This is a genomic window from Paenibacillus sp. FSL P4-0184, assembly GCF_038004625.1.
Classification (GTDB): domain Bacteria; phylum Bacillota; class Bacilli; order Paenibacillales; family Paenibacillaceae; genus Paenibacillus_AQ.
Genome location: NZ_JBBORN010000002.1, coordinates 1,550,215 through 1,573,851, shown reverse-complemented (window position 1 = coordinate 1,573,851; position 23,637 = coordinate 1,550,215). Strand labels below are relative to the sequence as shown.

Below are 23,637 nucleotides of genomic sequence, written 5' to 3'. Positions count from 1 at the left end.
CATGTACAGAAGTGCCTGAAGCTAAGTTATGGGTTGAATTAATGGGTATGAAGGGGGAAAATGTCATGGGAATGGGCCCGGATCTTTCATGGATGTTTGATTTCTCTGGAACAGTGATGCCAATATTTCTCATTGTAATGGTTGGTATTCTTGCATTATCAGCAGGCAGGGGTTTGCTTCAATGGAGCCGGAACAATAGCTCGCCCATGCTAACCATCCCTGCCCGTATCGTCAGCAAGCGGAGTGAAATAAGGCAGCAGCAGGTTCAAGAAGATAATGGTTCAAGTCGTACGAGTACAATCTACTACTTAACGTACGAATTGAATGGGGGCAGTCGAATTGAATTTAAAGTAGATGGCCATGAATATGGAATGAGTGCAGAAGGCGATAAAGGCATGCTTACCTATCAAGGAACCAGATATCACGGATTTGAGCGACAACCACAATACTCCACAGCGGAGTAGTCATTAGCTATACATTCATTCTTAAACCATTCTTCTGTTCCATTCAACGGAGCAGAGGGATGGTTTTTATTTGCGGACTATTTAGCAACTAAACAGAATGCAAATGGCTTTAAAATTAGGTTGAAACTGTCACCTCTTGGGCTAATGCACATACAATACACCATGCAGTTAAGAACGAGGTTGTTTACGAAGCAACCCCAAGGAGGAGACAGCGTGGCCGTCATCAAAACGAACTCGGAAGATGTGAAGGTGCTAGCGCGGTTGATGAGAGCGGAAGCTGAAGAAGATGGAGATCTCGGTATGCTTATGGTCGGCAATGTTGGTGTCAACCGGATTCTTGGCAATTGCCTTGATTTTTTGAACATTCGTAATGTGAATGACATGGTCTATCAAAGTCCAGGAGGATTCGAAGCCCCGCAGAAAAGCTACTTCTATCAACGAGCAAGAGAAGCAGACATTCGTCTTGCTAAACGTGCAATTGCAGGTGAAAGAACATGGCCAGCGACCAATGCTTTATGGTTCTTCCGTCCTGTAGGAGATTGCCCTCCAACCTGGTATAACCAACAAAACACAGGCCGCTTTAAAGCTCATTGCTTCTTTACTCCGACTGGAGAAGATTGCCCGGCTGTATTTATTGGTAATTAACAGGGTAACTGTGTAAAAGAGAATTACTCATTATTATGAGTAATTCTCTCAGTAAGCTAGTGTAAAGGTTCTTTTGTGTCCAAAGGGAGCAACTGCTCCGATAAACATTTAGGAGGTTTCATTAAATGATCGTTCAACCATACCGTCCCGTCACTTATACTATTGGTAGTGTTTCTTCTTCAGGTATGCAAATGCCAATGTCTACAGGAATGCAAGGAATGCAAGGCATGGGTAGCATGCCTCCACAAGTTAGCAGCGGAAGTCCGATGACACCAGGAGGGGTTGTAGTTCAAAACCCACCTCAACAGTTTGAACAATCGTATATCGAAAATATTTTCAGACTGAATTTAGGCAAAGTAGGTACATTTTATTTTACTTATGAAAATAACAAAGAGTGGAATGCCAAAGTTTACAAGGGTGTGCTGGAAGCTGCGGGCCGTGACCACATTATTATTAGTGACCCAGTAACTGGTCAACGTACTGTATTACTTATGATTTATTTTGATTATGCTACATTTGATGAGCCCCTTACTTACCAGTACCCTGGAGTGATCGGTAATCCTCCTACAACAAGAAACTGTCGCTAATCAAGTCCTTATATTTCTGGATGAACCCCAACACTTAACGGTGAGGGGGTTTTCTTTATACATACTGATGTTTTGGAATAATAAGGGGAATAAAGACCCATTTTTTTTCGAAAGGACACGCATGCTTGCGGTTTGCCCCAATATATTAATATAATAAAGTATATATTCAAAAACGTGATTCCAGACTGGAGATGAAACCATTGGGAAATTGATACTGAAAGGAACAACTGGCAAGCTTCTTGCCGATACTCTGAAAAAACGAAGGAGGTGGGCCTATCCATCCGTACGGAGAATGATGGATAGGATTATAAATTGAGCGACCCTTTACCCGGTATATTACACGTAGGTCTTATTATTCTGTTGGTATTATTAAATGGATTTTTTGTTTCAGTCGAATACGCAATGGTGAAAGTACGAAGCGGTAGAATTGATACCCTTATTGAAGAAGGTAGTAAAAAAGCTTTAAAAGCGAGAAGCATCGTACGCAACTTGGAAGGTTATCTATCCGCCTGTCAGCTTGGTATTACATTGGCTTCACTTGCGCTAGGATGGTTGGGGCAACCCGCTATAGCTAACCTTGTTGGGCCCTTATTAGGAAGTATAGGTTTTGGAGTAACCGCTGTTAATGTTGTATCTTTGATTATTGCTCTAATGTTTATCACTATCTTGCATATCGTACTAGGAGAGCTTGCACCTAAGACTATTGCAGTTAACAAGGCTGAATCTGTCCTTTTGCTAACATCTGGACCGATGAATGTGTTTTACAAGATCATGTATCCAGTGATTTGGATCGTAAATGGGCTGGCACGTGGTTTATTACGGATCTTCCGTTTATCCCCTGCTTCAGAGCTGGGAACGGCGCATACGGAAGAAGAAATCCGTATTATCATGCAAGAAAGTAATAAAAGCGGATTTATTGATAATACCGAAATGGCGCTGGTTGACAATATTTTTGAATTTGTGGACACAATGGCCCGTGAGATCATGATTCCTCGAACAGAAATGATCTGCCTGAATAATCATCTTTCAACGGAAGAGAACCTTGAGATTGCTTTTGATGGAATGAGGACGCGTTATCCAGTCTGTGATGGTGATAAGGATCATATCCTAGGCTTCATTCATATCAAGGACTTAATTAGGGATCGTGAACAAAGCTATAATAAATTGATTCGTCCTATACTAACCGTACCAGAATCTATTCAGATTAGTGCTCTGCTGAAGGTCATGCAACGCGCAAAGACACAAATCGCCATTCTGATTGATGAGTACGGTGGAACATCAGGAATGGTTACGCTGGAAGATATCATGGAGGAAATTGTAGGAGAAATTCAGGATGAGTTCGATGAAGAACGTCCTGGTGTTGAGAAGCTGGGGGAGGATGAACACTCCATCGACGGCTTGATGCTTATTGAAGAGATCAATGATCTTTTGGGGCTCCATATGGATACTGAGGATTATGATACGATAGGCGGTTGGCTGTATTCTAAATTGGAGGTTAATCCACCTCAAAAAGGACAGTCTGTAGAATTTGATGATCATCTGTTTATTGTGGAAGAAACGGATAATAAGCGGATTTCTCGAATTAAGCTGCTGAAGTTACAGCTATTGACTGAAGAAGCTGGTGCATAACGAACTTATTAGTAATATTAGGACACAGTGCTATAGCGCTGTGTCTTTTTTACAGCGTTTTTACAGTATTGTTTGCCAAAAAGAGATTAAAAATTATATAATTTTAAATGTATATGATAAAAACTACATTAGTCCACAGAGGACAGAAAGGAACTCTCCTTGAGTAAACCTAATAAAAGTACAAGTGTTCCCCAGCTTAGCAAACAAGAGAAACGGCGGGTAGAACAGGAGCAGCAAAAGCAGAAGACGAGAATTTTAATTATTAGTTCAATAGCTTTAGTAGTCATCATTTTTGTTGGATTGTTTATGTTAGCTTCGAAAGATGCCGCAAAAAATGCCACTTCGGGAGAACCAGTAGCATTCAATTACAGTGAGCTACCTAGAGTCGGTAAAGAGGATGCACCTGTTAAAATTGTTGAATTTGGAGACTTAAAATGTCCAGCGTGTTCCCAATTTGCAACTTCAGTTAAACCGAAAATTGTTCAAGATTTTGTCAACGAGGGAAAAGCAGCGCTCTACTTTGTAAATATGGCTTTCGTTGGTCCAGACTCTGAAACTGCCTCACTTGCTGCATTATCTGTTTACCATCAGAATCATGATGAATTCTGGAAGTTCTATGATGCTGTATATGCTCAGCAAGGTGATGAGAGCGAAGAATGGGCGACTGAAGATTTCTTAGTAAGCCTTGCGGAGAAAGAGAAGTTAGCTATCGATTACGAACTGCTTCGTAAAGATATTAAAGATCGTACGTATGCAGATGAGCTGAATAAGGGTATGCAGTTAGCTAGTGAAGCTGGGGTGACGACTACACCATCCCTTTATATCAATGGAGTAATGACTGCGGATCCATTTAACATTGAAGCGATTTCAACTGAGATTAACGACGCCGCAAAAGCTGTGGAGGCAAAGTGACAAAGTTCCTATCTTTTTGCAAGCGTAACTGCCTGTATCTGGCCTGGTTCGTCTCTTTAGTTGCTGTTGCTGGTAGCTTGTATCTGAGCGAAGTATTGAAATATGAACCTTGTAAGCTTTGCTGGTTCCAGCGAATTTTTATGTATCCTCAGTTATTCCTCTTGGGAATTGCAACCTTTCGAGGGGATAAAAGGATTATCCCATATGTACTTCCACTAAGCTTGATTGGTGGCAGTATCTCGATCTATCATTATGCGGAGCAGAAGATTCCCGCGTTAAGTAAAGTGCTTCCTTGTACAATTGGTGTTCCTTGTAATAAGGATTACTTGAACTTTTTTGGATTCATGACGATTCCTTTCCTTGCATTAATCGCTTTTGCTTTAATTAGCATTTTACTTTGGTACGGACGCAAGGAAGAAGAAGTGATGGAGTTAGATACAGAGGAAAGTTTAGGATTTTGATTTTTTAATTTTAAAGGATCCGAAAAAATGTGAAAAGTGATTAAAAACACGATCCAGAGGGATAATTGAAGAGAATGAAAGAGAGCATCCAATAAGACGCTGTATTTGCGCTTACTGGATGTTTTTTCATTCTTTTTTCATTTTTTTCAACGCTTTACTGTATACACATTGTAGACTAATATTAGACCTTGTGAGAAGTTGAATATGCGCTGAATTTTCTTAGGAAAAACGGGGGAACCAAACTTGGCATATGTGCCAATGGGGTGAATCGGAATGGGTCGATTAGACTTATACCGTAGGGCTAAACCACAGCCCGAATCCGCCAGCTAACCTCGTAAGCAAAGGTGGGATAATGACCATGCATAGCATGCGGATCATTTCCGTATGCTATTTTTAGTGTCTGCATTTATGAAATCCACCAATGAAAACAGCGCGCGGAAATTCCGTTTCAGCTCCCAAAGAAAGGAACTGTATCCACCATGGTAAGCAAGGTAAAACGACTATTGATCGGGCGTCCGATGAAGTCGAACGAACTCGATCATGAAAAGTTATCCAAGGTTAAAGCACTGGCTGTCCTGTCTTCTGATGCGCTCTCGTCTGTAGCCTACGGAACGGAACAAATTTTGATTGTACTGGTGGCTGCGGGGTTTACTGCCATCTGGTATTCCCTGCCAATTGCATTAGCCGTATTGGGCCTGCTGGCCATCCTGATTTTATCCTATCGGCAGACGATTTACGCTTATCCTCAGGGAGGCGGAGCTTACATCGTTGCCAAGAGTAATCTTGGTGTTCCGACAGGGCTCTTAGCAGGAGGGTCTTTGTTAGTGGATTACATTCTGACCGTAGCTGTTAGTGCGTCGGCAGGGACGGATGCGATCACATCGGCTTTTCCAAGTCTTCATAATCACACCGTTCTTATTGCAGTATCAGTTATTATTTTACTTACTTTGATTAATCTTCGCGGAGTTACAGAATCAGCTTCATTCATCGCAATTCCAGTGTATTTGTTTGTAGTGTCGATTGTAGTCTTGATTATCTCCGGTGTTATTAAATATGCAGCAGGTGGCGTACATGCGAATGTCCCGGAAATTGGCTCTGCTGTTTCTAATGTTAGTTTGTTTCTACTATTAAAAGCCTTCAGTTCTGGCTGTTCGGCACTTACGGGTGTAGAGGCTGTATCTAATGCCATTCCAAACTTTAAAGCACCAGCTGAAAAGAACGCAGCCAAGACCTTAATGGTCATGGGGGTTATACTTGGATTTATGTTTACAGGTATCACACTACTGGCGTATTGGTACGGCATAGTGCCTGATGAAAAGGCAACGGTTGTTTCTCAGATCGCTGAATCGACCTTTGGCCGCGGAACCTTATATTTTTTCATTCAAGGGATCACAGCAGTAATTTTGTTCTTGGCGGCTAATACGGCTTACTCAGCGTTCCCGCTGCTCGCATTTATGTTTGCAAAAGATAAATATATGCCACATGCTTTTATGGTTCGTGGTGACCGTCTAGGTTTCTCTAATGGTATTATTTTTCTAGGTGTTCTGTCTGCTGTGCTTGTAGCTGCATTCCACGGAAATACAGAAAGCTTGATTCCACTTTATGCGGTTGGTGTATTCATTCCTTTCACATTGTCACAGCTAGGAATGATGGTTCATTGGTTTAAAACAAAACCAGCGGGATGGAAAAAAAGATTTGTTGTAAATACCATCGGTATGCTGACAACATTGACGATTACGCTTATTTTTATCATCACTAAATTCTCAAGCGTATGGATGGCTTTCATTTTCTTACCTGCTGTAATGTTCGTGTTCCACCGGATTCACAAGCACTATTTGAACACTGCAGATCAGCTTCGTATATGCCCGAGTACAGATAAACCTTTGATTAAGGGCAGTACAGTTGTTGTTCCTGTTGCGGGTGTAACACGTGCTGTACTACATTCCATCAGCTATGCCAAGTCTCTAACGGATAATGTTGTAGCCGTGTATGTTGGCTTTGATGAAGAGGACATTCAAAAAATGGAGCAACGGTGGGAGGAATGGAATCCAGGTGTACGCCTGATTGTACTTCGTTCCAGATATCGCAGTATTATTCGTCCGTTAGTGAAATTTATTGATACAGTGGAGTGGAAGACCGCAGCGACGGATCATATCACGATTCTGATTCCACAGTTTATAACTAAGCATTGGTGGCAAGCTGTACTTCATAATCAGACCAGCTTTTTAATCCGTTCGTATCTAATGAATTCAAAAGATGTTGTAGTTGCGACTGTCCCATATCATTTGAATAAATAATGGATCATTAAGGAGAGGCTATATCCGGAACGTTCGGAATATAGCCTTTTTTGTCTTTTTAAGAAGGAAATTATTGCAAATCCACAAAATTTAAAATTTATATGTTGACATAGAGAATGAGAATCAATATCATTTAAAAGTGAGACTGAGGTAGTCAACACCTTTGAATAACAGAGGATGTACACACTAGGAGGGTATTTAATGTTTTTGTTTAACAGAAAAAGATTTGGAAGCATGAAATTAACGATGGTCGGATTAATGGTGATGGTGCTATTCTTATCCGCTTGCGGTAATAATAATCCCGGTAACGCTTCAAACGCAGGAACAGAGCCAACGACGGCACCTACTGCTGAAGCTACAGAAGCTCCTACAGCTCCTAAGACGTTAACGGATGCAATGGGACATGAAGTAACGATTCCAGCTAATCCTGGGCGTGTACTGGGTTCTTATTTGGAGGATGCTTTGGTAACTCTAGGTGTGACTCCAGTAGCGCAATGGTCAGTGACTAATGGTATTCAAGATTATCTGTCCACTGAATTGAAGGATGTTCCTACGATCAGCTACGATCTTCCGCTCGAGGCAGTAACCAGCTTCGCTCCGGATCTTATCCTCATCCCGTCGGAGTCATCTGTACAGAATGGTATCTATGACCAACTGAATAAGATTGCACCGACTTATGTGATTGGGGATAAGCTAAATCAAGATTGGCGTAAATCGCTACTCAAGATTGGTGAAATTCTGAACAAGACCCCTGAAGCAGAGAAAGCCATTAAAGATTATGAAGACAAGGCGGCTGCAGCGAAAGAAAAGCTTAAAGGAGCTATTGGAGAAGAGTCCGTGGCGATTTTATGGTTGGTACAAAAGAACTTCTATATTGTAGACGAAACCCGCAGCAGTGGTGCTGTATTATATACAGACCTTGGTGTAAAGCTGCCTAACTTAGTAACAGAAATTCCTGTTGGTACAAGAGCTACTTGGAATCCAATTTCGCTAGAGAAGCTTTCTGAGCTGACAGCAGATCATATTATCCTTGTAAATAGTGATAAGACTGAGGGTTCGGAGATTCTGGACAGTGCAATTTGGAAAGGCATCCCGGCTGTGAAAGCTGGAAATGTGCATGAAATGAGCTCAACAAGCAGTTGGCTATACAGTGGTGCGAACGCTGGTGACAAAATTATTGACGATGTGTTAAAAAGTTTTGTGAAATAAAGAGTCGTAATTCACCATGAATGAGACTGATCATTTGGGTGGGGAAGGGCGTGCAGATCAAGTATCTTAGGATACTTAGATCTGCACCATTTTTTTATAAACCATTCCTGTATTACTGAAAAATAACTCCTACAATTGTACAACTTAATTTTTTTTGCGATAATGAGAATGATTGTTGTTATCATATAGACCATTGTAACTATCGATTAAGGAGACGACTCATGGTTTCACCCTCAGATTTCGCACATCGTAATAAAAATGACACAAAAAAAGCTCTACATACCCGACCGGCAGCTGCGATGGGTATTCTAGTGATTGGACTCGCTGCCATTGCCTTTGGACTGGCACTTTCGGTCTCAGTTGGTGCGGCAGATATCAAGCTAGCTACGGTATGGGAAGCAATATTTCATTTCAATCCAGATATACAAAAACATCAGGTGATAAGAGAACTGCGATTTCCCCGCGCGATAGCAGGTGCTTTGGTCGGTGCTTGCTTCGCTGTAGCAGGGGCAATCATGCAGGGGATGACAAGGAACCCTCTTGCGGATTCAGGTCTGTTAGGCTTGAATGCGGGAGCAGGTGTAGCGCTGGCCACAGTTTTTGCTTTTGCACCTTCGATCTCATTTACTTCACTTATGTTGTTTTGTTTTATAGGTGCTGCTATAGCGTCTTTTATCGTATTTGGAATCGGGTCGCTATCTTTTAATGGCCTTACCCCTTTACGTTTGACGCTGGCAGGTTCCGCGGTTAGTGCACTACTGGTTGCTGTTAGTCAGGGCATAGCTATTCTTTTTAACTTATCCCAGGATATAGCCTTCTGGTTGGCTGGCGGAATGGGTGGGGCAAGCTGGACTCAGATCAAGATTATCTTCCCTTGGGTGTTCGTGGCATTAATCGCAGCGATGATGTTAGCGCGGTCTGTCACCTTGCTCAGCTTAGGAAGAGAAGTTGCAGTTGGTCTGGGGCAGCGGACAAAAGTAGTACAGTTGGCATGTATGATTGTTGTAGTAGTACTTGCCGGAAGTGCAGTCTCGATGGTTGGCCCGATTGCTTTTATAGGACTAATTATTCCACATGTAGCACGTTATTTCGTTGGAGTAGATTATCGCTGGATCATTCCTTGCTCGGCAGTTCTTGGGAGCTTATTGATCATCTTTGCGGATATCGCCGCTAGAATGATAAATGCCCCTTATGAGACGCCGCTAGGCGCATTAATTGCCATCATCGGTGTACCTTTCTTTATTTACTTAGCGAGTAAGCGGAAGGGGGAGCTGTAATGCACAGAACAACCCTTTCTCCCAATGATAATGAACGCCGTACACGTGCTATTACAGTGTTATCGCTCCTTGCCATATTGATCGTTGTTGTTTTTATTGTCAGTATGAATACAGGATTTATGCGTCTATCCCCACGGGAGGTACTACATACACTGCTGGGTGATGGAACTCATCAGCAAAAGCTTATTTTATTTGATTTTAGATTACCTCGCATCGTAATTTCATTGTTGGTTGGAGCGGGCTTTGCAGTGTCAGGCTGTATTTTACAAAGTCTCGCAAGAAATGCACTTGCCGAACCGGCTACGCTGGGCATAAGTGCGGGTGCTGGTTTTGCGGTAATCATTTTTATCTCGTTTTTTCCGGCTACAACAGCAGCTCCGGTATTTGTCTTGCCGCTCTTAGCGCTTGGAGGGGCTAGCTTAACCGCCGCTTTAATCTATATTCTGGCTTATAGAAAAGCAGATGGTCTATCTCCAACAAGGTTGATCCTTATCGGGATTGCAGTCGCTGCCGGAATTAACGCTTGCCAGCTGGTGTTGGCACTTCGGCTTGATCCTAATAATTATCAGTTTGTAGCGACTTGGATCGCCGGGAAAATATGGGGTGGCGATTGGAGATTCGTACTTGCTCTGCTACCTTGGATAGCGATTCTGTTACCGTTCGCCTTCTATAAAGCCCGTATTCTTAATGTATTGAATCTAGGGGAACATACTTCAGTAGGACTTGGAATGCGAGTGGAGAAGGAACGTATTCTCCTTCTAGTGACAGCAGTTGCGCTTGCCGGCTCCTGCGTTGCTGTAAGTGGAGGAATTGGCTTTGTCGGCCTAATTGCACCACATCTTGCCCGCAAGCTTGTGGGACCCCGTCATCAGGTATTATTGCCCGCTAGTGCGTTGACAGGGGCGCTTCTTATGATTACTGCTGATACTATCGGCAGATGGGTGTTACAGCCTGCAGAAGTTCCAACAGGCATCGTGGTTGCGATCATTGGTGCACCTTACTTTTTATATTTACTCGCCAAATCGAAAGCATAATGCGTACGAAGCGAGTTTTACTATGTAGTTCATTCTAGGAGCATAGCTCCATAAAACTTTTAAGGAGTTGTTAACATGTCAGAACGTTTGAACACAGAAGAGTTAAGTATTGGGTATGCAGAGGCTACAATTGTTAAAGGGTTGAACTTAACTATCCCTACGGGAAAAATAACCGCACTAGTGGGCGCTAACGGTTCTGGTAAATCTACAATTCTTAAAACAATGGCCCGGATCATGAAGCCTAAGAGCGGCAGTGTAATGTTGGACGGTAAATCGATCCATAACTTTTCAACGAAAGAGGTAGCTCGTCAGCTTGCGATCTTACCGCAAAACCCAACGGCTCCAGACGGACTAACGGTCTCTGAACTTGTCAGCTATGGCCGTTTCCCGCATCAAAAAGGATTTGGCACAATGACAGCAGAGGATCGCAGCATTATCTCCAACGCAATCACTGTTACAGGTATGGAGCCTTTCCATGACCGTCCGATTGACCGCTTATCTGGAGGACAACGTCAGCGTGCTTGGATCGCTATGGCATTGGCGCAAGAAACTGACATTCTATTCTTGGACGAACCAACAACATTTCTAGATATGGCTCACCAGCTTGAAGTTCTACAGCTTCTGCAAAAGCTGAATGAGGAAGAAGGCCGTACCATTATCATGGTCGTGCATGATTTGAATCATGCTACTCGTTATGCACAGCATATGGTAGCTATTAAATCCGGTACTGTGGTTAGTGAAGGCTCACCTACTGAAGTTATGACACCAGATGTACTGCGGGAAGTGTTTGGAATTGAGGCAGATATTGTTCCAGATCCACGCACCGGTGTGCCGCTGTGCCTTCCTTACGAGCTTGCTGCATACAAAGCTGTGTAATCATAATTGAAAATCATACAACGAACAGGCTCCCGTCATTGACAAGGGAGCCTGTTCGTTGTTACAGTTGTGGTTGCCTACAAATCCATGATACCACTACTAAAAATAGATCAAGGACCATCATTTATACATGGTTAAAGGAGCATGAAACATGAATATTGACAAAATTCAAAATGACCTAGAGCAGCTAATGACTGCAGGGATTGTGAAGAGTCATGAGAACTTAAAAGATCACGTGTATACCAAAATGGGCGGTAAAGCTGATATTTTGGCAGCACCAGCTACTTATGAGGAAATTCAAAAGATCGTTACATATGCGGAACAGAATGGGATAAACCTTACGGTACTTGGGAACGGCTCCAATGTGATTATCCGTGATGGAGGTGTGCGTGGAATAGTTCTGCAAACGGCAGGACTAACGGATGTGGGGATTCGAGACAATCTCTTATATGCGGAGTGCGGCGCTAAGATTATTGATGTTTCCAGATATGCGCTGGATATGGAGCTTACGGGTCTTGAGTTCGCCTGTGGCATTCCAGGAACGGTTGGTGGAGCGTTATACATGAACGCAGGCGCTTACGGCGGAGAAATTAAAGATGTACTGCATAGTGCACTGGCTATAACTAAGAGCGGACAATTAGTGACTCTGCAAGGGGATGAGCTGCAATGGGGTTATAGAAAAAGCGTGTTCGCAAGCGGTGAATACATCGTACTTGAGGCCAATTTTGCTATGACTTCAGGTGATGCATTAGCCATCAAGTCGAAAATGGATGAACTTACTTACCTGCGTGAATCCAAGCAACCGCTTGAGTATCCTTCCTGTGGTAGTGTCTTTAAACGTCCTCCAGGTCGGTTTGCAGGTCAGTTAATTCAAGAGAGTGGCTTGCAGGGAACAAGAATCGGTGGTGCTGAGGTATCCAAGAAGCATGCAGGGTTTATTGTAAATGCAGATAATGCAACCGCCAGCGATTACATCGGGCTAATTCACCATGTAAGAGCGACTGTGAAGGATAAATTCGGCGTGGAGCTTGAAACTGAAGTGGAGATCATTGGAGAAGAGTAACTTCTAATTAGAAAGAGCCCACAGATTACTGTGGGCTCTTTTGTTGTCATTACATATAGTTTAATCCACTGAAAGGGTATATTTAGCTTTTTCAGTAGTTATTTCCGCCTTGCGATCACTTATGTCCTCAATCCGAAGCCCGTCAATAGCTAAGTCATAGGTGGAGTGAGGTAGTGATACTAGCTCACCATCGGCGTTTAAAGTGCTGCCAAATCCTTTTAATATTAATGCACTCCCAAGATAATCATCGATAACATCCTCCGCACTCCGAAACTCAACAGCCTCTAGATTAAAATGAATTTTATCCAGATCACGAAGCTCTTTCTTTTCAATTACAATAGTTTCATTCACATGACTGTTAATCCAGTCCATAAGTTTCTGTGTACTTTGTTCCATTAGATGATCCCACCCTTACCTCGAAGATTATTATGTTTAAGTTACCCTTTTCTTAGGATTTGAATCCTTATTTTTGCCACATCTGAGCGGATTTGAACAAAGGAAGGTACTAAGGAATAGCGAATGTTACAGAATAGCAACAACAGAGATAATCCTCTACAACCAGAATAAGGATAGAAGAAAGTTAACTATTCTAAAAAGGGGGGAGTGTTATTGATTCAGCTAACTGAGGTCTCAAAATATTATCAGGAGAGGTGTGCAGTTGATCGAATTACTTTCACTGTGGAGAAAGGTGAGGTCTTTGGATTTCTAGGTCCCAATGGTGCAGGGAAAACTACAACGATGCGCATGATGACAGGGCTTCTTCAGTCTACAAGCGGAGAAATTTTAATTAATGGCATGAATATTTCACGTCATAAAAAAGAAATCCATGCTCAAATTGGTGTTGTTTTCGAGCTTCCGAACCTATACATGCGTAGTTCTATTCGAAATAATCTGGAGCTGTTCGCTGATCTGTATAGGGTAGCAGGAAATCGAGTGAATGAAGTCATGGAAACCCTCCAGCTGTTAGATAAGGAAAAAGCTAAAGTAAGCAGCTTATCCAAAGGCTGGAAGCAGCGTGTTCTAATCGCCAGAGCATTATTACATAAGCCTCAAGTGTTGTTTTTAGATGAGCCTACAAGTGGGTTAGATCCAAATTCAGCTTCACTCATACGTAATCACGTCAAGAGAATTCAAGAAGAAGGTACAACCATTGTCCTAACGACGCATGATATGCACGAAGCCGAGGCATTAAGCGATAGAGTGGGCATCATGCACGCTGGTGCATTGGTGGCACTTGATGAACCGCATAGACTTAAGACCATTTATGGTAAACCAGAAATTGAAGTTATATATCAGCAGGATGGGAAAGTGGTTATGAAATCCTGGCCGATTGCAGAAGAAGCTACTAAAGATCATATCTATCAGTTAATGTCTACGAATCAAATTCTAAGTATGCACAGCAAAGAAGCTTCGCTGGCAGATGTATTCGCTGCCCTGACGGGAAGTGAGCTAAGTTGAGTTATCAGATATGGAAGCTGTTTAAACATGAAAGTAAGGATATACTGCGTAATCCTGCGACTGTAATTCTAATAATTTTGCCTATATTTATGGCTAAAATCATCATCACTGTAGTGGACAAGAGCGGTTTGGACTTCATGCTTCTTTCTACATGGATATTATTTGCGCAAGTGATGGTTGGGATCATGATTACCGGCCCAGGATTAATTGAGGAGCGGGAGAGTAAGACTTATGATGCACTGTTGATTACTCCGCTAAGCAGAGGCCAGATTATTACTGCGAAAGCTGGATCTGTTCTTGTTTTTTCTTTGTTATCACAGCTGATTATTTATGTACTAAATCAAGGTTTGACAATGGATTTACTCCCTTCCTTATTGTATATGTTATTGGGTGGAATTATCTTTGTGCAAGTTGGAATTATCATTGGTTTAAAGGTAAGTTCCTCCAAAAATGGTTCAGCCATCTGCTCCGCATTTATGGTTGTTTTTTTCTTAGTAGCTTCTGTGTACGTCGCTCTTCCAGAATGGACCTATCCGATCTTTGTTATTCTGCCAAGTATTGAAATCGTTCAGAATTTGAACAGTATTCTAAATGGAGAAGGAGTATTGCTCCTAGAAAGCCTGCTTTTGCTCTTGTGGATTGTGGTACTTTCGCTCTGGATTTGGAAGACGGGCAAAGCGTAGAACTTGTCAGAAGCAAATTACCATGGTATAGTTCAAGACGCAATATGCATGAAGAAGAAGTCTGCACGGATTGTGCAGGAGAGGTTCGCGAACTCCCTCTATAAAAAACTAAGAGTATCTTAAATCTTATAAGCGGATGCAGTCCTTAACCCGGATGTTGCTTCCGTTTCTTCTTAGTGGAGCAAAGTTTTCGAAATCTCGTTCTTCTTTCCATTACCGGCCAAGGCCGAAGGAAAAGAGAGGGGTTTTTTGTCGTGTCAGAAGGAAGATTGAAAGAGGAAATGCAAGAAGTCACTTTACTTGGTAATCAGGGAACGCAGTACAAGTTTGGTTATGATCCAGCTATTCTTGAGGTGTTTGATAACAAGCATCCAGGGCGTGATTATTTTGTTAAATTCAACTGCCCTGAGTTTACTAGCTTATGTCCTGTTACAGGTCAGCCGGATTTTGCCACATTGTATATTTCGTATATTCCTGAACAGAAAATGGTGGAATCTAAATCATTAAAGCTGTATCTGTTTAGCTTCCGTAACCACGGTGACTTTCATGAGGACTGCGTCAACATTATTATGAATGATCTGATCTCACTGATGGACCCACGATATATTGAGGTATGGGGCAAGTTCACTCCGCGTGGAGGCATATCTATTGATCCTTATTGCAACTATGGAAGACCGGGTACGAAGTATGAGGCGATGGCGGAGCACCGCTTAATGAATCACGACCTCTATCCGGAAAAAGTGGATAACCGCTAATCCCAACAAGTTGATAAGGAGAGATTAAGATGAACAAAAAAGCACTCGTCGTATTTAGCGGCGGACAAGATAGCACCACTTGCCTGGTTTGGGCATTGAAGCAGTTTGAGGAAGTGCAGGTAGTTACCTTTAATTATAATCAGCGTCATGCAGCTGAAATCGAAGTTGCTACAGAAATAGCAGCTAAGTTTAATGTAAAACAGCATATCCTTGATCTTGGGCTGCTTAATCAGCTGGCACCAAATGCACTAACCCGCCAGGATATTGATATCGTTGCTGGCGAAGGTGATGAGCTTCCTAGTACATTTGTTGACGGACGGAATCTGTTATTTTTATCTTTTTCCGCAATATTAGCTAAACAATTGGGTTACTCCCATATCGTCACTGGTGTCTGCCAAACGGACTTTAGCGGGTATCCGGACTGCCGTGATGTATTTGTGAAATCATTGAATGTTACGCTGAATTTATCTATGGACTATGAGTTTGCGATACACACTCCATTGATGTGGCTGGATAAAAAAGAAACGTGGAAGATGGCAGATGAACTTGGTTATTTTGATTATGTTCGCGAACACACATTGACCTGTTACAACGGTATTATTGGCAGTGGCTGCGGTACTTGTCCAGCCTGTCTGTTGCGTCAGCGTGGTCTTGAGCAATATGAGGCGGAGAAAATGGAGGCCGGATCTTAATGCTTAACGAGGTTTCAGTCTGCAAAATATTTACGTTTGATGCGGCGCATCAATTAATTGGTCACAAAGGGAAATGCAGCAATCTCCATGGACATACTTATAAGCTCGAAGTAGTGCTTAAGGGCAAACCAGAGGCTACGGAAGGCCATTCAGACGAAGGGTTTGTTATTGACTTCAGCGATATCAAGACGACTGTGCAACAAAGCCTTGTAGATCGTTTAGATCACGCTTTTCTTGCTATGGGAAATGAACCTGTGTTAGAGACGTTAACGAATACGGGCTCCAAAGTAGCCTTGTTGTCTTTCCGCACCACAGTGGAGAATATGTCTTCATATATTGCCTACAAGCTTAAGCAAGCAGGGTTGCCTTTGTACTCGGTAAAGCTATGGGAGACTCCAACCTCCTGGGCTGAGGTGCTGGCTGAAGATGTTCCGGATGAAGGGCCATCCTACCGTTTATATGGAGGCTGTGACTGTGAGTAAGATTCCTGTAATTGAAATGTTCGGTCCGACTATTCAAGGCGAAGGTGCGGTAATTGGAGTGAAGACGATGTTTGTCCGCACCTATGGCTGCGATTATCGCTGTGGCTGGTGTGACTCTGCTTTTACTTGGGATGGTACTGCTAAGGATAAGGTTCGAATGATGACCTCGGATGAAATTATGAATGAACTTTTAGCTATAGCTGGAGATAATTTCGACTGTGTTACGATTTCAGGCGGAAATCCTGCTTTGATTGGTGACGGGATGGGCACTTTTATTAACCTGCTACATGAGCGCGGGATTCAAGCTGCAATAGAAACTCAGGGGAGTAAATGGCAGGAGTGGTTCAATGACGTGGATGTGTTGACAATTAGCCCTAAACCCCCAAGCTCAGGAATGACAACGAATTGGGAAATTCTAGATAACATCATGAGTAAAATGGAGAAACTGGGTCGTTCTACGCATAGCTTGAAGGTCGTAGTGTTTGACGATAAGGATTTTGATTATGCAAAAGACATTCATGAGCGATATCCCAATGTGCAGCTCTTTCTGCAGCCTGGGAATGATGATGTCACTGAAGAAGGCGACATTTCTGCTCGACTTTTGGGAAGGCTGGAATGGTTGTTTAATAAAGTAATCGTAGACTCTGATATGAATAGAGTACGTGTCCTTCCACAGCTGCATGCATTGATCTGGCATAATAAGCGTGGCAAGTAAAAAGTATTTAAATGTAACGGGTGTCTGCTCAGCAGATGCCCTTTTTTTATTGATTTAAGCCTTTAAATAGGTAGATAGAATGTCCCATAATCTGGTATGATTTTCATAAAAGTTGTAGGAGGTACTAAATGGGAAATTCAACTGCACTATTAATTATCGATGTTCAAGAAGCTATGTTCTCCTATCCTGATCAAAAGCTGTACGATGAAGAGGGTGTAATGGAGAGAATTATTTCCCTTCAGAACAAAGCTAGGGTAGCAGGTACTCCAATAGTTTATATTCAACACACCGAAGATGAGGAATATACAAAAGGTACGTCCACATGGCAGATCAGTCACCGTATCACACCGCAGGAAGGTGAAGTTATTGTGGAGAAGTCTACTTGGGATGCTTTTCACCGAACCGAACTGCAAGAGGAGCTACAGAAGCTGGGGATCACGAATCTGGTGATTTGTGGGATGCAAAGTGAGTTCTGCCTAGATACGACAATAAGACGCGCATACAGTATGGGGTATAAGAATGTTCTCGTCCAAGATGCTCATAGCACCTTTGATAATGGGGTTCTCAATAGTAGTGAGATCGTTAAGCATCATAATGCAGTAATCGGAGGGAGATTCGCCCAGTTACGAGCTGAAAGCGAGGTTCAGTTCTAGATGAGTACACCTCAGGCTGCCATGAAACCTATTCAGCGTTCTCGACTTAGACTATTTGCCGGAAAGCGATATTTTATTTGGAAAAGATATTTGAAATGGTGCACTAGCCGCAGCAAGGTGGCGAAGCAGCGCACTAGTGGAATTTTATCTAATGAAGTGATGACTCATGCTACACCGTTATTAAGAAGTCTACGGAATGTAGATATGGTGCTTCAATACAATAAAATAACCAATTTACGTCTGGCGATAGCGAAACTAGATGGGCTCTTGGTGCGCCCGGGTGAGACTTTTTCCTATTGGAGAAGCATCGGTAAGCCCAGTAAGCGAAAAGGGTATCTGGACGGGATGGTGCTTCATTATGGTGGCTTCCATTCTGGAGTCGGCGGGGGACTGTGCCAGTTGTCCAATCTGATCTACTGGATGACACTGCATACACCTCTTACGGTTACAGAACGGCATCGGCACAGCTATGATGTATTTCCAGATGAACAGCGTACACAGCCATTTGGAAGCGGGGCCACCTGTTCTTATAATTATTTGGATCTTCAAGTGAAGAATAACACGAATCAAACGTATCAATTAAAGCTCTGGCTGGATGACAGCCATTTGCATGGGGAATGGAGATGCGATGAGCAGTCCCTTTATAAATATGAAGTGTACGAAAGTGATCATAGGATTAGTTTAGAACCTTGGGGAGGGTATATACGCAGTAACAAGATTAGTCGAAAAGTATATACACGGACCGGAGAGCTACTTGGAGATGAAGCTGTAACGGATAATTATGCGCTTATGATGTATTCTCCGCTTCTTCATGGATAAGAGGATAAGGTAATGGGTTATAACATAGAAGACACGTTATCGTTCTATCCTATGCTATACTTCAAAGGAGCGGATTAACAGCATGAAAGCATTAACCTACCAAGGGAAGAAGAAAGTGAAAGTTAAAGAGGTTGCTGATCCGAAGATTGAAAAAAAGGATGACATTATTGTTCGAATTACTTCTACAGCGATTTGTGGCTCAGATCTGCACATTTTTAACGGTGAAATTCCAGGTATGCATGATGACTATGTTATTGGTCATGAGCCCATGGGGATTGTTGAGGAGACCGGTCCAGACGTAACTAAAGTCAAGAAAGGCGACCGGATCATTATTCCCTTTAATGTAGCCTGTGGTCAGTGCTACTTCTGCCAGCATGAGATGGAGAGTCAATGCGACAATTCTAACGAGGCCAAGGATACAGGCGGTTATTTAGGTTATTCTGATACTTATGGCGGCTTTGCTGGCGGGCAAGCTGAATTGCTGCGGGTACCTTATGGTAATTTCGGCCCTTTTGTCGTTCCTGAGGATGCAGAAATGGAAGATGAGAAAATTCTTTTCTTATCTGATATTGTGCCTACTGCTTGGTGGGGAGTCGAAAGCGGCGGAGTGAAGCCAGGGGATACAGTCATTGTTCTCGGCTGCGGGCCTGTTGGACTGCTTACTCAGAAATTTGCCTGGATCAAAGGCGCCTCAAGAGTCATTGCGGTTGATCATATTGGCTACCGTCTGCAGCATGCGAAGCTGACCAATAATGTCGAAATTTACAACTTTGAAGAGATTAAGGATATTGAAGCTCATTTGAAGGAGATAACACATGGGGGCGCAGATGTAGTTATTGACTGTGTAGGTTTGGACGCCAAAATATCTGCTTTGGAGAAAGTGGAAACCACTCTGAAGCTACAGGGAGGCTCACTCAGTGCATTTAGAATGGCCTCGGATATCGTACGTAAATTCGGAACTATTCAGCTTGTAGGAGTTTATGGGCTTAATTACAATATGTTCCCTTTGGGTCATCTATTCGAACGCAACATTACTTTAAAAATGGGACAGGCTCCAGTGATCCACTATATGCCTTTGCTATATAAGATGATTAAAGAGAATAAATTTGATCCCACAGATATCATTACACATCGCTTGCCTATCAGCAAAGCGGAGCATGGCTATGACATTTTTAGTGAGAAAAAAGAGGATTGCATAAAGGTGGTTTTGAAACCTTAGCCTTTAAGAAGCATGAGCTCTCGTCAGAAATGACATTGCTTATGCTTTTTTTTAGTGAAATCTAATGAAAATAGATGCATTTTTTCACGGTCTGCGTTAAATTAACATAAGTGACTTAAGATAGTGAAAGGACGCGTACCATGTGAAGCTTAAAAAACCGCCACTTCCTATTCCGATTTTAATGTTGATTGGGATTGTGGCCATCTCTTTTTCCGCCATTTTTATTAAGTGGTCTGCAGCGCCAGCATCTATACAAGGAATGTATCGGCTGTTGTTCACCTCGCTGCTGATGTTGCCTTTTGCAAGACCATACAGCGGAGCAGCGTTCGCTCTTCGTAAAAAAGACTGGATCATGCTAGTGCTCTCAGGCACTATGCTAGCTCTACATTTTTTGCTTTGGATGGGCTCTTTGAAGTATACTTCGGTAGCTAGTTCAACGATGATCATGGCGCTGGAGCCAGTGTTTATTATGCTGGGCGTTTATTTTTTGTATAAGGAAAAAACGGCTGTGTCTGCTATTCTGGGGCTGAGTATTGCTATTGGCGGAGTAGTGTTTATCGGTTGGGGAGATATTGGTATCTCTGCAGATAATCTTAAAGGTGATTTGTTATCGGTTGGAGGAACAGTAGCGGTAGCTATGCATATGCTTATCGGTCAAAAGCTTGTAGTGCGCATGCCCTCATACCTGTACAGCTTGATAGTTTTCTTATCAGCGGCTGGTGTGTTTGCCATATACAATCTGATTATGGGGATTTCCTTTTTCAATTATCCTGCGAAAGAGTGGGGGATTTTCCTATTGCTAGCAGTGGTTCCTACGGTGTTTGGTCATATTTTATTTAATTGGCTGCTTCAGTATGTATCCGCAACTACGGTATCTATGAACATCTTAGGAGAACCAGTGGGGGCTAGTATCCTTGCTTATCTGCTCTTGGGTGAACAATTAACTGCGCTACAATGGGCAGGTGGACTTTTGGTTATGTTAGGACTGGGCGTATATTTGTACGCTGGAAGAAAGAAAACGATTCAGGTGGCAGATGCCATTCAGAATGCTTCATAACAGATATTTTAATCATAAAGGGGTCGCAAGGTATGGAAGAACAAGATCAAAATTTAGAACTGCATCCTGGAAAAGGCACTGCGCCAACGAGTGAGGAACTATGGAACGAAGACACGTACACAGCTTGGGTTGCCCGATTTGGTACACCGTCTGAGGCTTCAGCCAAGTTAATCAAGGAACCAAGTGCTAAGCTGTACCCGCTCTCTTCTTATTTTGGAGATGTACAGGGTAAAAAGATGATGAATCTCATGGGATCAAACGGTATGAAAGCAGTCGCGCTGTCATTACTTGGAGCGGATGTTACTGTTGCTGACTTCTCAGAAGCTAATGCGCGTTATGCAGCTGATCTCGCACAAGAAGCAGGTGTTCAGCTTAACTATATCGTATCAGATGTTCTTAAGCTGCCAGATCACGTGCTCGATGGTTCATATGATATCGTATTTGCTGAATTAGGAATTGTACACTACTTTACCGACCTAGCACCGTTTATGGAAACCGTCCACCATTTACTTTCTCCTGGTGGGATTTTTGTTCTACGTGATTTCCATCCTGTGACAACTAAGCTGATATCCTCTAAGGGTTCTACAGCGAAGGTTCGTAAGCACAAAGTTAGCGGGGACTATTTCGATACGACATTGGAAGAAAAAAAGGTCTCGTACTCTAAGTATTTGCCTTCCACAGGCAAACCAATAGCCGAACAGGAACATAGCGTTGTATATTGGCGCCGCTGGACACTTGGAGAAATTGTAACTGCTGCTGCCAGTTCAGGGCTTGTGATCCGCCAATTGATCGAAGAACCCAATCTATCCTCGGATGTTTATGATAAAGGAATACCAAAGACATTCACCTTGGTGGCTGGAAAGGGGCAGATCCTGTAGGCTATTCGAATGTAAGGATTACAACTGTTATACACATATGAGCTGATCTAAAGGCTACTTCGTCCGTAAAAGGACGGTGTGGTCTTTTTTGCTTGCTTCAAAACATAAAATTTTAAACTTTTTTACGGAGAATATTCCATTACTTTGGAAACTTATAGGTAATACAATAATTTTACATTCAACATTTGAAAGCGATTACTTTACAAAAAGGCATTCATAAAGGATTTGAGGTGGATATGAAATGGACGAAGTATTACTACGAATGGCGGGGATTGATAAATTTTTTCCTGGTGTTCATGCATTGAATCAATGTCAATTTGAGCTGAAGCGTGGGGAAGTGCATGCCTTAGTCGGTGAAAATGGCGCAGGAAAGTCTACCTTAATGAAGATTGCAACAGGAGTCTATTCCAAGGATGCGGGTCAGATGTGGTACAAGGGATCTGAGGTGGAGATTGCTAATACTCGCGCTGCGCAGGAACTCGGGATTAGTATCATTCATCAGGAACTGAATCTAATGCCGCATCTTACAGTGGCCCAAAATATATTTATTGGTCGTGAGCCGCGCAAGGCACTGAAATGGTTCGTTGATGATCTGGAGCTAAATCGTAAGGTGCAGGAACTGTTTGATCAGATGAATCTAAAACTAGATCCGAAGACTTTGGTCTCAGATCTGACAGTTGCTAATCAGCAAATGGTTGAAATCGCCAAAGCTTTGTCCTTCAATGCGGAGGTACTGATCATGGATGAACCAACTGCAGCGTTGACAGATACGGAAATTAACGAGTTATTCCGTATGATCGAGCAATTACGAGAAAAAGGTGTAGGTATTATATACATCTCTCACCGCATGGATGAGTTGAAACGGATCACAGACCGCATTACAGTCATGCGGGATGGTTGTTACGTGGATACTGTTCGGACGGATTCAATAACCATTGATCAGATTATTAGCATGATGGTTGGTCGTGAACTGTATCAAACGTCGAAGCCAACGCTTTCGTTACAGACAGAGCAAGTCGTACTAGAGGTTCGTAACTTATCCAGTGGGCAAATGTTGAAGGATATCAGCTTTCATCTGAATAAAGGTGAGATTCTGGGCTTCGCTGGATTAATGGGCGCTGGACGTACTGAGGTTGTTCGTGCCGTATTTGGGGCTGATCCTATCGATAAGGGTGAGATTAAGCTGCATGGAAATACGGTTCGTATAAAACAGCCTCATCAAGCCGTGCAGCATGGAATTGGCTATTTGTCCGAAGATCGCAAACGCTACGGGCTGCTTGTTGATATGGACATTAGCATGAATAATGCGATTGCTTCCTTCTATAAATTCCGTAATGCATTCGGATGGATGAGGGATCGGGAGATGCGAAAGTCCGCGGAGCAGCATGCGGAAGCACTAGCAACCAAGACTCCAAGTGTAAGTCAAAAAGTCAAATTCTTATCCGGTGGGAATCAGCAAAAAGTAGTTATCGGGAAATGGTTAACAAGAGATTGCGATGTGTTGATCTTCGACGAGCCAACACGTGGTATTGATGTAGGAGCGAAAAGTGAGATCTATAAGTTGCTTGATCAGCTAGCAGGTGAGGGAAAAGCGATCATTATAGTCTCTTCAGATCTCCCAGAGATTCTAAGAATGAGCCATCGCATTATTGTCATGTGTGAAGGACGTATAACTGGTGAACTACTCGCAGAAGAAGCATCGCAAGAAGCGATAATGAAATATGCGACGATGCGTTCATAATCGTTCAAGAGTTTATCGGAGGTGTCAAGGT

25 protein-coding genes and 2 riboswitches are annotated in these 23,637 nt (G+C 42.7%); of the genes, 24 read left to right on the top strand and 1 reads right to left on the bottom strand.

Annotated elements, in window-relative coordinates; all coding sequences use genetic code 11:
* Positions 1–71 precede the first annotated feature (71 nt).
* From MKY52_RS28790 to murB, 12 genes are all read left to right on the top strand, one after another.
* Positions 72–464 carry a DUF2500 domain-containing protein gene (locus MKY52_RS28790; protein WP_341055682.1) on the top strand — a complete coding sequence of 131 codons (393 nt, stop codon included), beginning with the start codon at positions 72–74 and terminating at the stop codon, positions 462–464.
* Positions 465–677: 213 nt separating this feature from the next.
* Positions 678–1,109 (top strand): cell wall hydrolase, encoded by a 432-nt coding sequence (locus MKY52_RS28785; RefSeq protein WP_076283592.1) that lies wholly within the window; start codon positions 678–680, stop codon positions 1,107–1,109.
* 125 nt (positions 1,110–1,234) lie between these two features.
* Positions 1,235–1,696, top strand: a complete 462-nt coding sequence (gene gerQ / locus MKY52_RS28780; RefSeq protein WP_076283593.1) for a spore coat protein GerQ — start codon at positions 1,235–1,237, stop codon at positions 1,694–1,696.
* 312 nt (positions 1,697–2,008) lie between these two features.
* Positions 2,009–3,325 carry a hemolysin family protein gene (locus MKY52_RS28775; RefSeq protein WP_042188644.1) on the top strand — a complete coding sequence of 439 codons (1,317 nt, stop codon included), beginning with the start codon at positions 2,009–2,011 and terminating at the stop codon, positions 3,323–3,325.
* Positions 3,326–3,484: 159 nt separating this feature from the next.
* Positions 3,485–4,237, top strand: a complete 753-nt coding sequence (locus MKY52_RS28770) for a DsbA family protein (protein WP_042188642.1) — start codon at positions 3,485–3,487, stop codon at positions 4,235–4,237.
* On the top strand, positions 4,234–4,698 hold the full coding sequence (locus tag MKY52_RS28765; RefSeq protein ID WP_341055217.1) for a disulfide oxidoreductase: 465 nt from the start codon (positions 4,234–4,236) through the stop codon (positions 4,696–4,698). Before MKY52_RS28770 ends, MKY52_RS28765 begins: the two co-directional genes overlap by 4 nt.
* Positions 4,699–4,895: 197 nt before the next feature.
* Positions 4,896–5,054, top strand: a riboswitch (cyclic di-AMP (ydaO/yuaA leader).
* 123 nt (positions 5,055–5,177) lie between these two features.
* Positions 5,178–6,995 carry an APC family permease gene (locus MKY52_RS28760; protein ID WP_042188640.1) on the top strand — a complete coding sequence of 606 codons (1,818 nt, stop codon included), beginning with the start codon at positions 5,178–5,180 and terminating at the stop codon, positions 6,993–6,995.
* Positions 6,996–7,196: 201 nt separating this feature from the next.
* Positions 7,197–8,204, top strand: a complete 1,008-nt coding sequence (locus tag MKY52_RS28755) for an ABC transporter substrate-binding protein (protein ID WP_341055213.1) — start codon at positions 7,197–7,199, stop codon at positions 8,202–8,204.
* 221 nt (positions 8,205–8,425) lie between these two features.
* Complete coding sequence (locus MKY52_RS28750; RefSeq protein ID WP_341055212.1) at positions 8,426–9,481, top strand: FecCD family ABC transporter permease; 1,056 nt, start codon at positions 8,426–8,428, stop codon at positions 9,479–9,481.
* Positions 9,481–10,515, top strand: coding sequence for a FecCD family ABC transporter permease (locus MKY52_RS28745; RefSeq protein ID WP_341055210.1), 1,035 nt, complete (start codon positions 9,481–9,483; stop codon positions 10,513–10,515). The genes MKY52_RS28750 and MKY52_RS28745 overlap by 1 nt, the downstream gene beginning before the upstream one ends.
* A 75-nt stretch (positions 10,516–10,590) precedes the next feature.
* Entirely contained in the window at positions 10,591–11,391 is an 801-nt protein-coding gene (locus tag MKY52_RS28740; protein ID WP_042188632.1) for an ABC transporter ATP-binding protein, read from the top strand.
* Positions 11,392–11,542: 151 nt separating this feature from the next.
* Positions 11,543–12,454, top strand: coding sequence for a UDP-N-acetylmuramate dehydrogenase (gene murB, locus MKY52_RS28735; RefSeq protein WP_076283599.1), 912 nt, complete (start codon positions 11,543–11,545; stop codon positions 12,452–12,454).
* 60 nt (positions 12,455–12,514) lie between these two features.
* Here murB and MKY52_RS28730 read toward each other — a convergent pair whose 3' ends face one another.
* Positions 12,515–12,850 (bottom strand): hypothetical protein, encoded by a 336-nt coding sequence (locus MKY52_RS28730; RefSeq protein ID WP_341055208.1) that lies wholly within the window; start codon positions 12,848–12,850, stop codon positions 12,515–12,517.
* A 213-nt stretch (positions 12,851–13,063) separates the two neighbouring features.
* Between MKY52_RS28730 and MKY52_RS28725 the strand changes: the two genes are divergently transcribed.
* From MKY52_RS28725 to MKY52_RS28670, 12 genes are all read left to right on the top strand, one after another.
* Positions 13,064–13,912, top strand: coding sequence for an ABC transporter ATP-binding protein (locus MKY52_RS28725; protein WP_341055206.1), 849 nt, complete (start codon positions 13,064–13,066; stop codon positions 13,910–13,912).
* The gene (locus MKY52_RS28720) at positions 13,909–14,595 is read left to right on the top strand and encodes an ABC transporter permease (protein WP_341055205.1); all 687 of its coding nucleotides are present in this window, start codon (positions 13,909–13,911) and stop codon (positions 14,593–14,595) included. Before MKY52_RS28725 ends, MKY52_RS28720 begins: the two co-directional genes overlap by 4 nt.
* 74 nt (positions 14,596–14,669) lie before the next feature.
* Positions 14,670–14,713, top strand: a riboswitch (PreQ1 riboswitch).
* 163 nt (positions 14,714–14,876) lie between these two features.
* Entirely contained in the window at positions 14,877–15,350 is a 474-nt protein-coding gene (queF, locus tag MKY52_RS28715) for a preQ(1) synthase (RefSeq protein ID WP_042193989.1), read from the top strand.
* A gap of 29 nt (positions 15,351–15,379) precedes the next feature.
* Entirely contained in the window at positions 15,380–16,042 is a 663-nt protein-coding gene (queC, locus tag MKY52_RS28710; protein ID WP_341055204.1) for a 7-cyano-7-deazaguanine synthase QueC, read from the top strand.
* On the top strand, positions 16,042–16,524 hold the full coding sequence (locus MKY52_RS28705) for a 6-pyruvoyl trahydropterin synthase family protein (protein ID WP_076298716.1): 483 nt from the start codon (positions 16,042–16,044) through the stop codon (positions 16,522–16,524). Before queC ends, MKY52_RS28705 begins: the two co-directional genes overlap by 1 nt.
* On the top strand, positions 16,517–17,239 hold the full coding sequence (gene queE / locus MKY52_RS28700; RefSeq protein WP_341055203.1) for a 7-carboxy-7-deazaguanine synthase QueE: 723 nt from the start codon (positions 16,517–16,519) through the stop codon (positions 17,237–17,239). Before MKY52_RS28705 ends, queE begins: the two co-directional genes overlap by 8 nt.
* A gap of 128 nt (positions 17,240–17,367) precedes the next feature.
* Complete coding sequence (locus MKY52_RS28695) at positions 17,368–17,892, top strand: cysteine hydrolase family protein (RefSeq protein ID WP_341055201.1); 525 nt, start codon at positions 17,368–17,370, stop codon at positions 17,890–17,892.
* Positions 17,893–18,711, top strand: a complete 819-nt coding sequence (locus tag MKY52_RS28690) for a VanW family protein (protein ID WP_341055199.1) — start codon at positions 17,893–17,895, stop codon at positions 18,709–18,711.
* Between the two features lie 82 nt (positions 18,712–18,793).
* Positions 18,794–19,930, top strand: a complete 1,137-nt coding sequence (locus MKY52_RS28685) for a zinc-dependent alcohol dehydrogenase (RefSeq protein WP_341055197.1) — start codon at positions 18,794–18,796, stop codon at positions 19,928–19,930.
* A gap of 142 nt (positions 19,931–20,072) precedes the next feature.
* Positions 20,073–20,987, top strand: coding sequence for a DMT family transporter (locus tag MKY52_RS28680; RefSeq protein WP_341055196.1), 915 nt, complete (start codon positions 20,073–20,075; stop codon positions 20,985–20,987).
* A gap of 32 nt (positions 20,988–21,019) precedes the next feature.
* The gene (locus tag MKY52_RS28675; RefSeq protein WP_341055194.1) at positions 21,020–21,865 is read left to right on the top strand and encodes a class I SAM-dependent methyltransferase; all 846 of its coding nucleotides are present in this window, start codon (positions 21,020–21,022) and stop codon (positions 21,863–21,865) included.
* Between the two features lie 241 nt (positions 21,866–22,106).
* Complete coding sequence (locus MKY52_RS28670) at positions 22,107–23,606, top strand: sugar ABC transporter ATP-binding protein (protein ID WP_341055193.1); 1,500 nt, start codon at positions 22,107–22,109, stop codon at positions 23,604–23,606.
* The last annotated feature ends 31 nt before the right edge of the window (positions 23,607–23,637 follow it).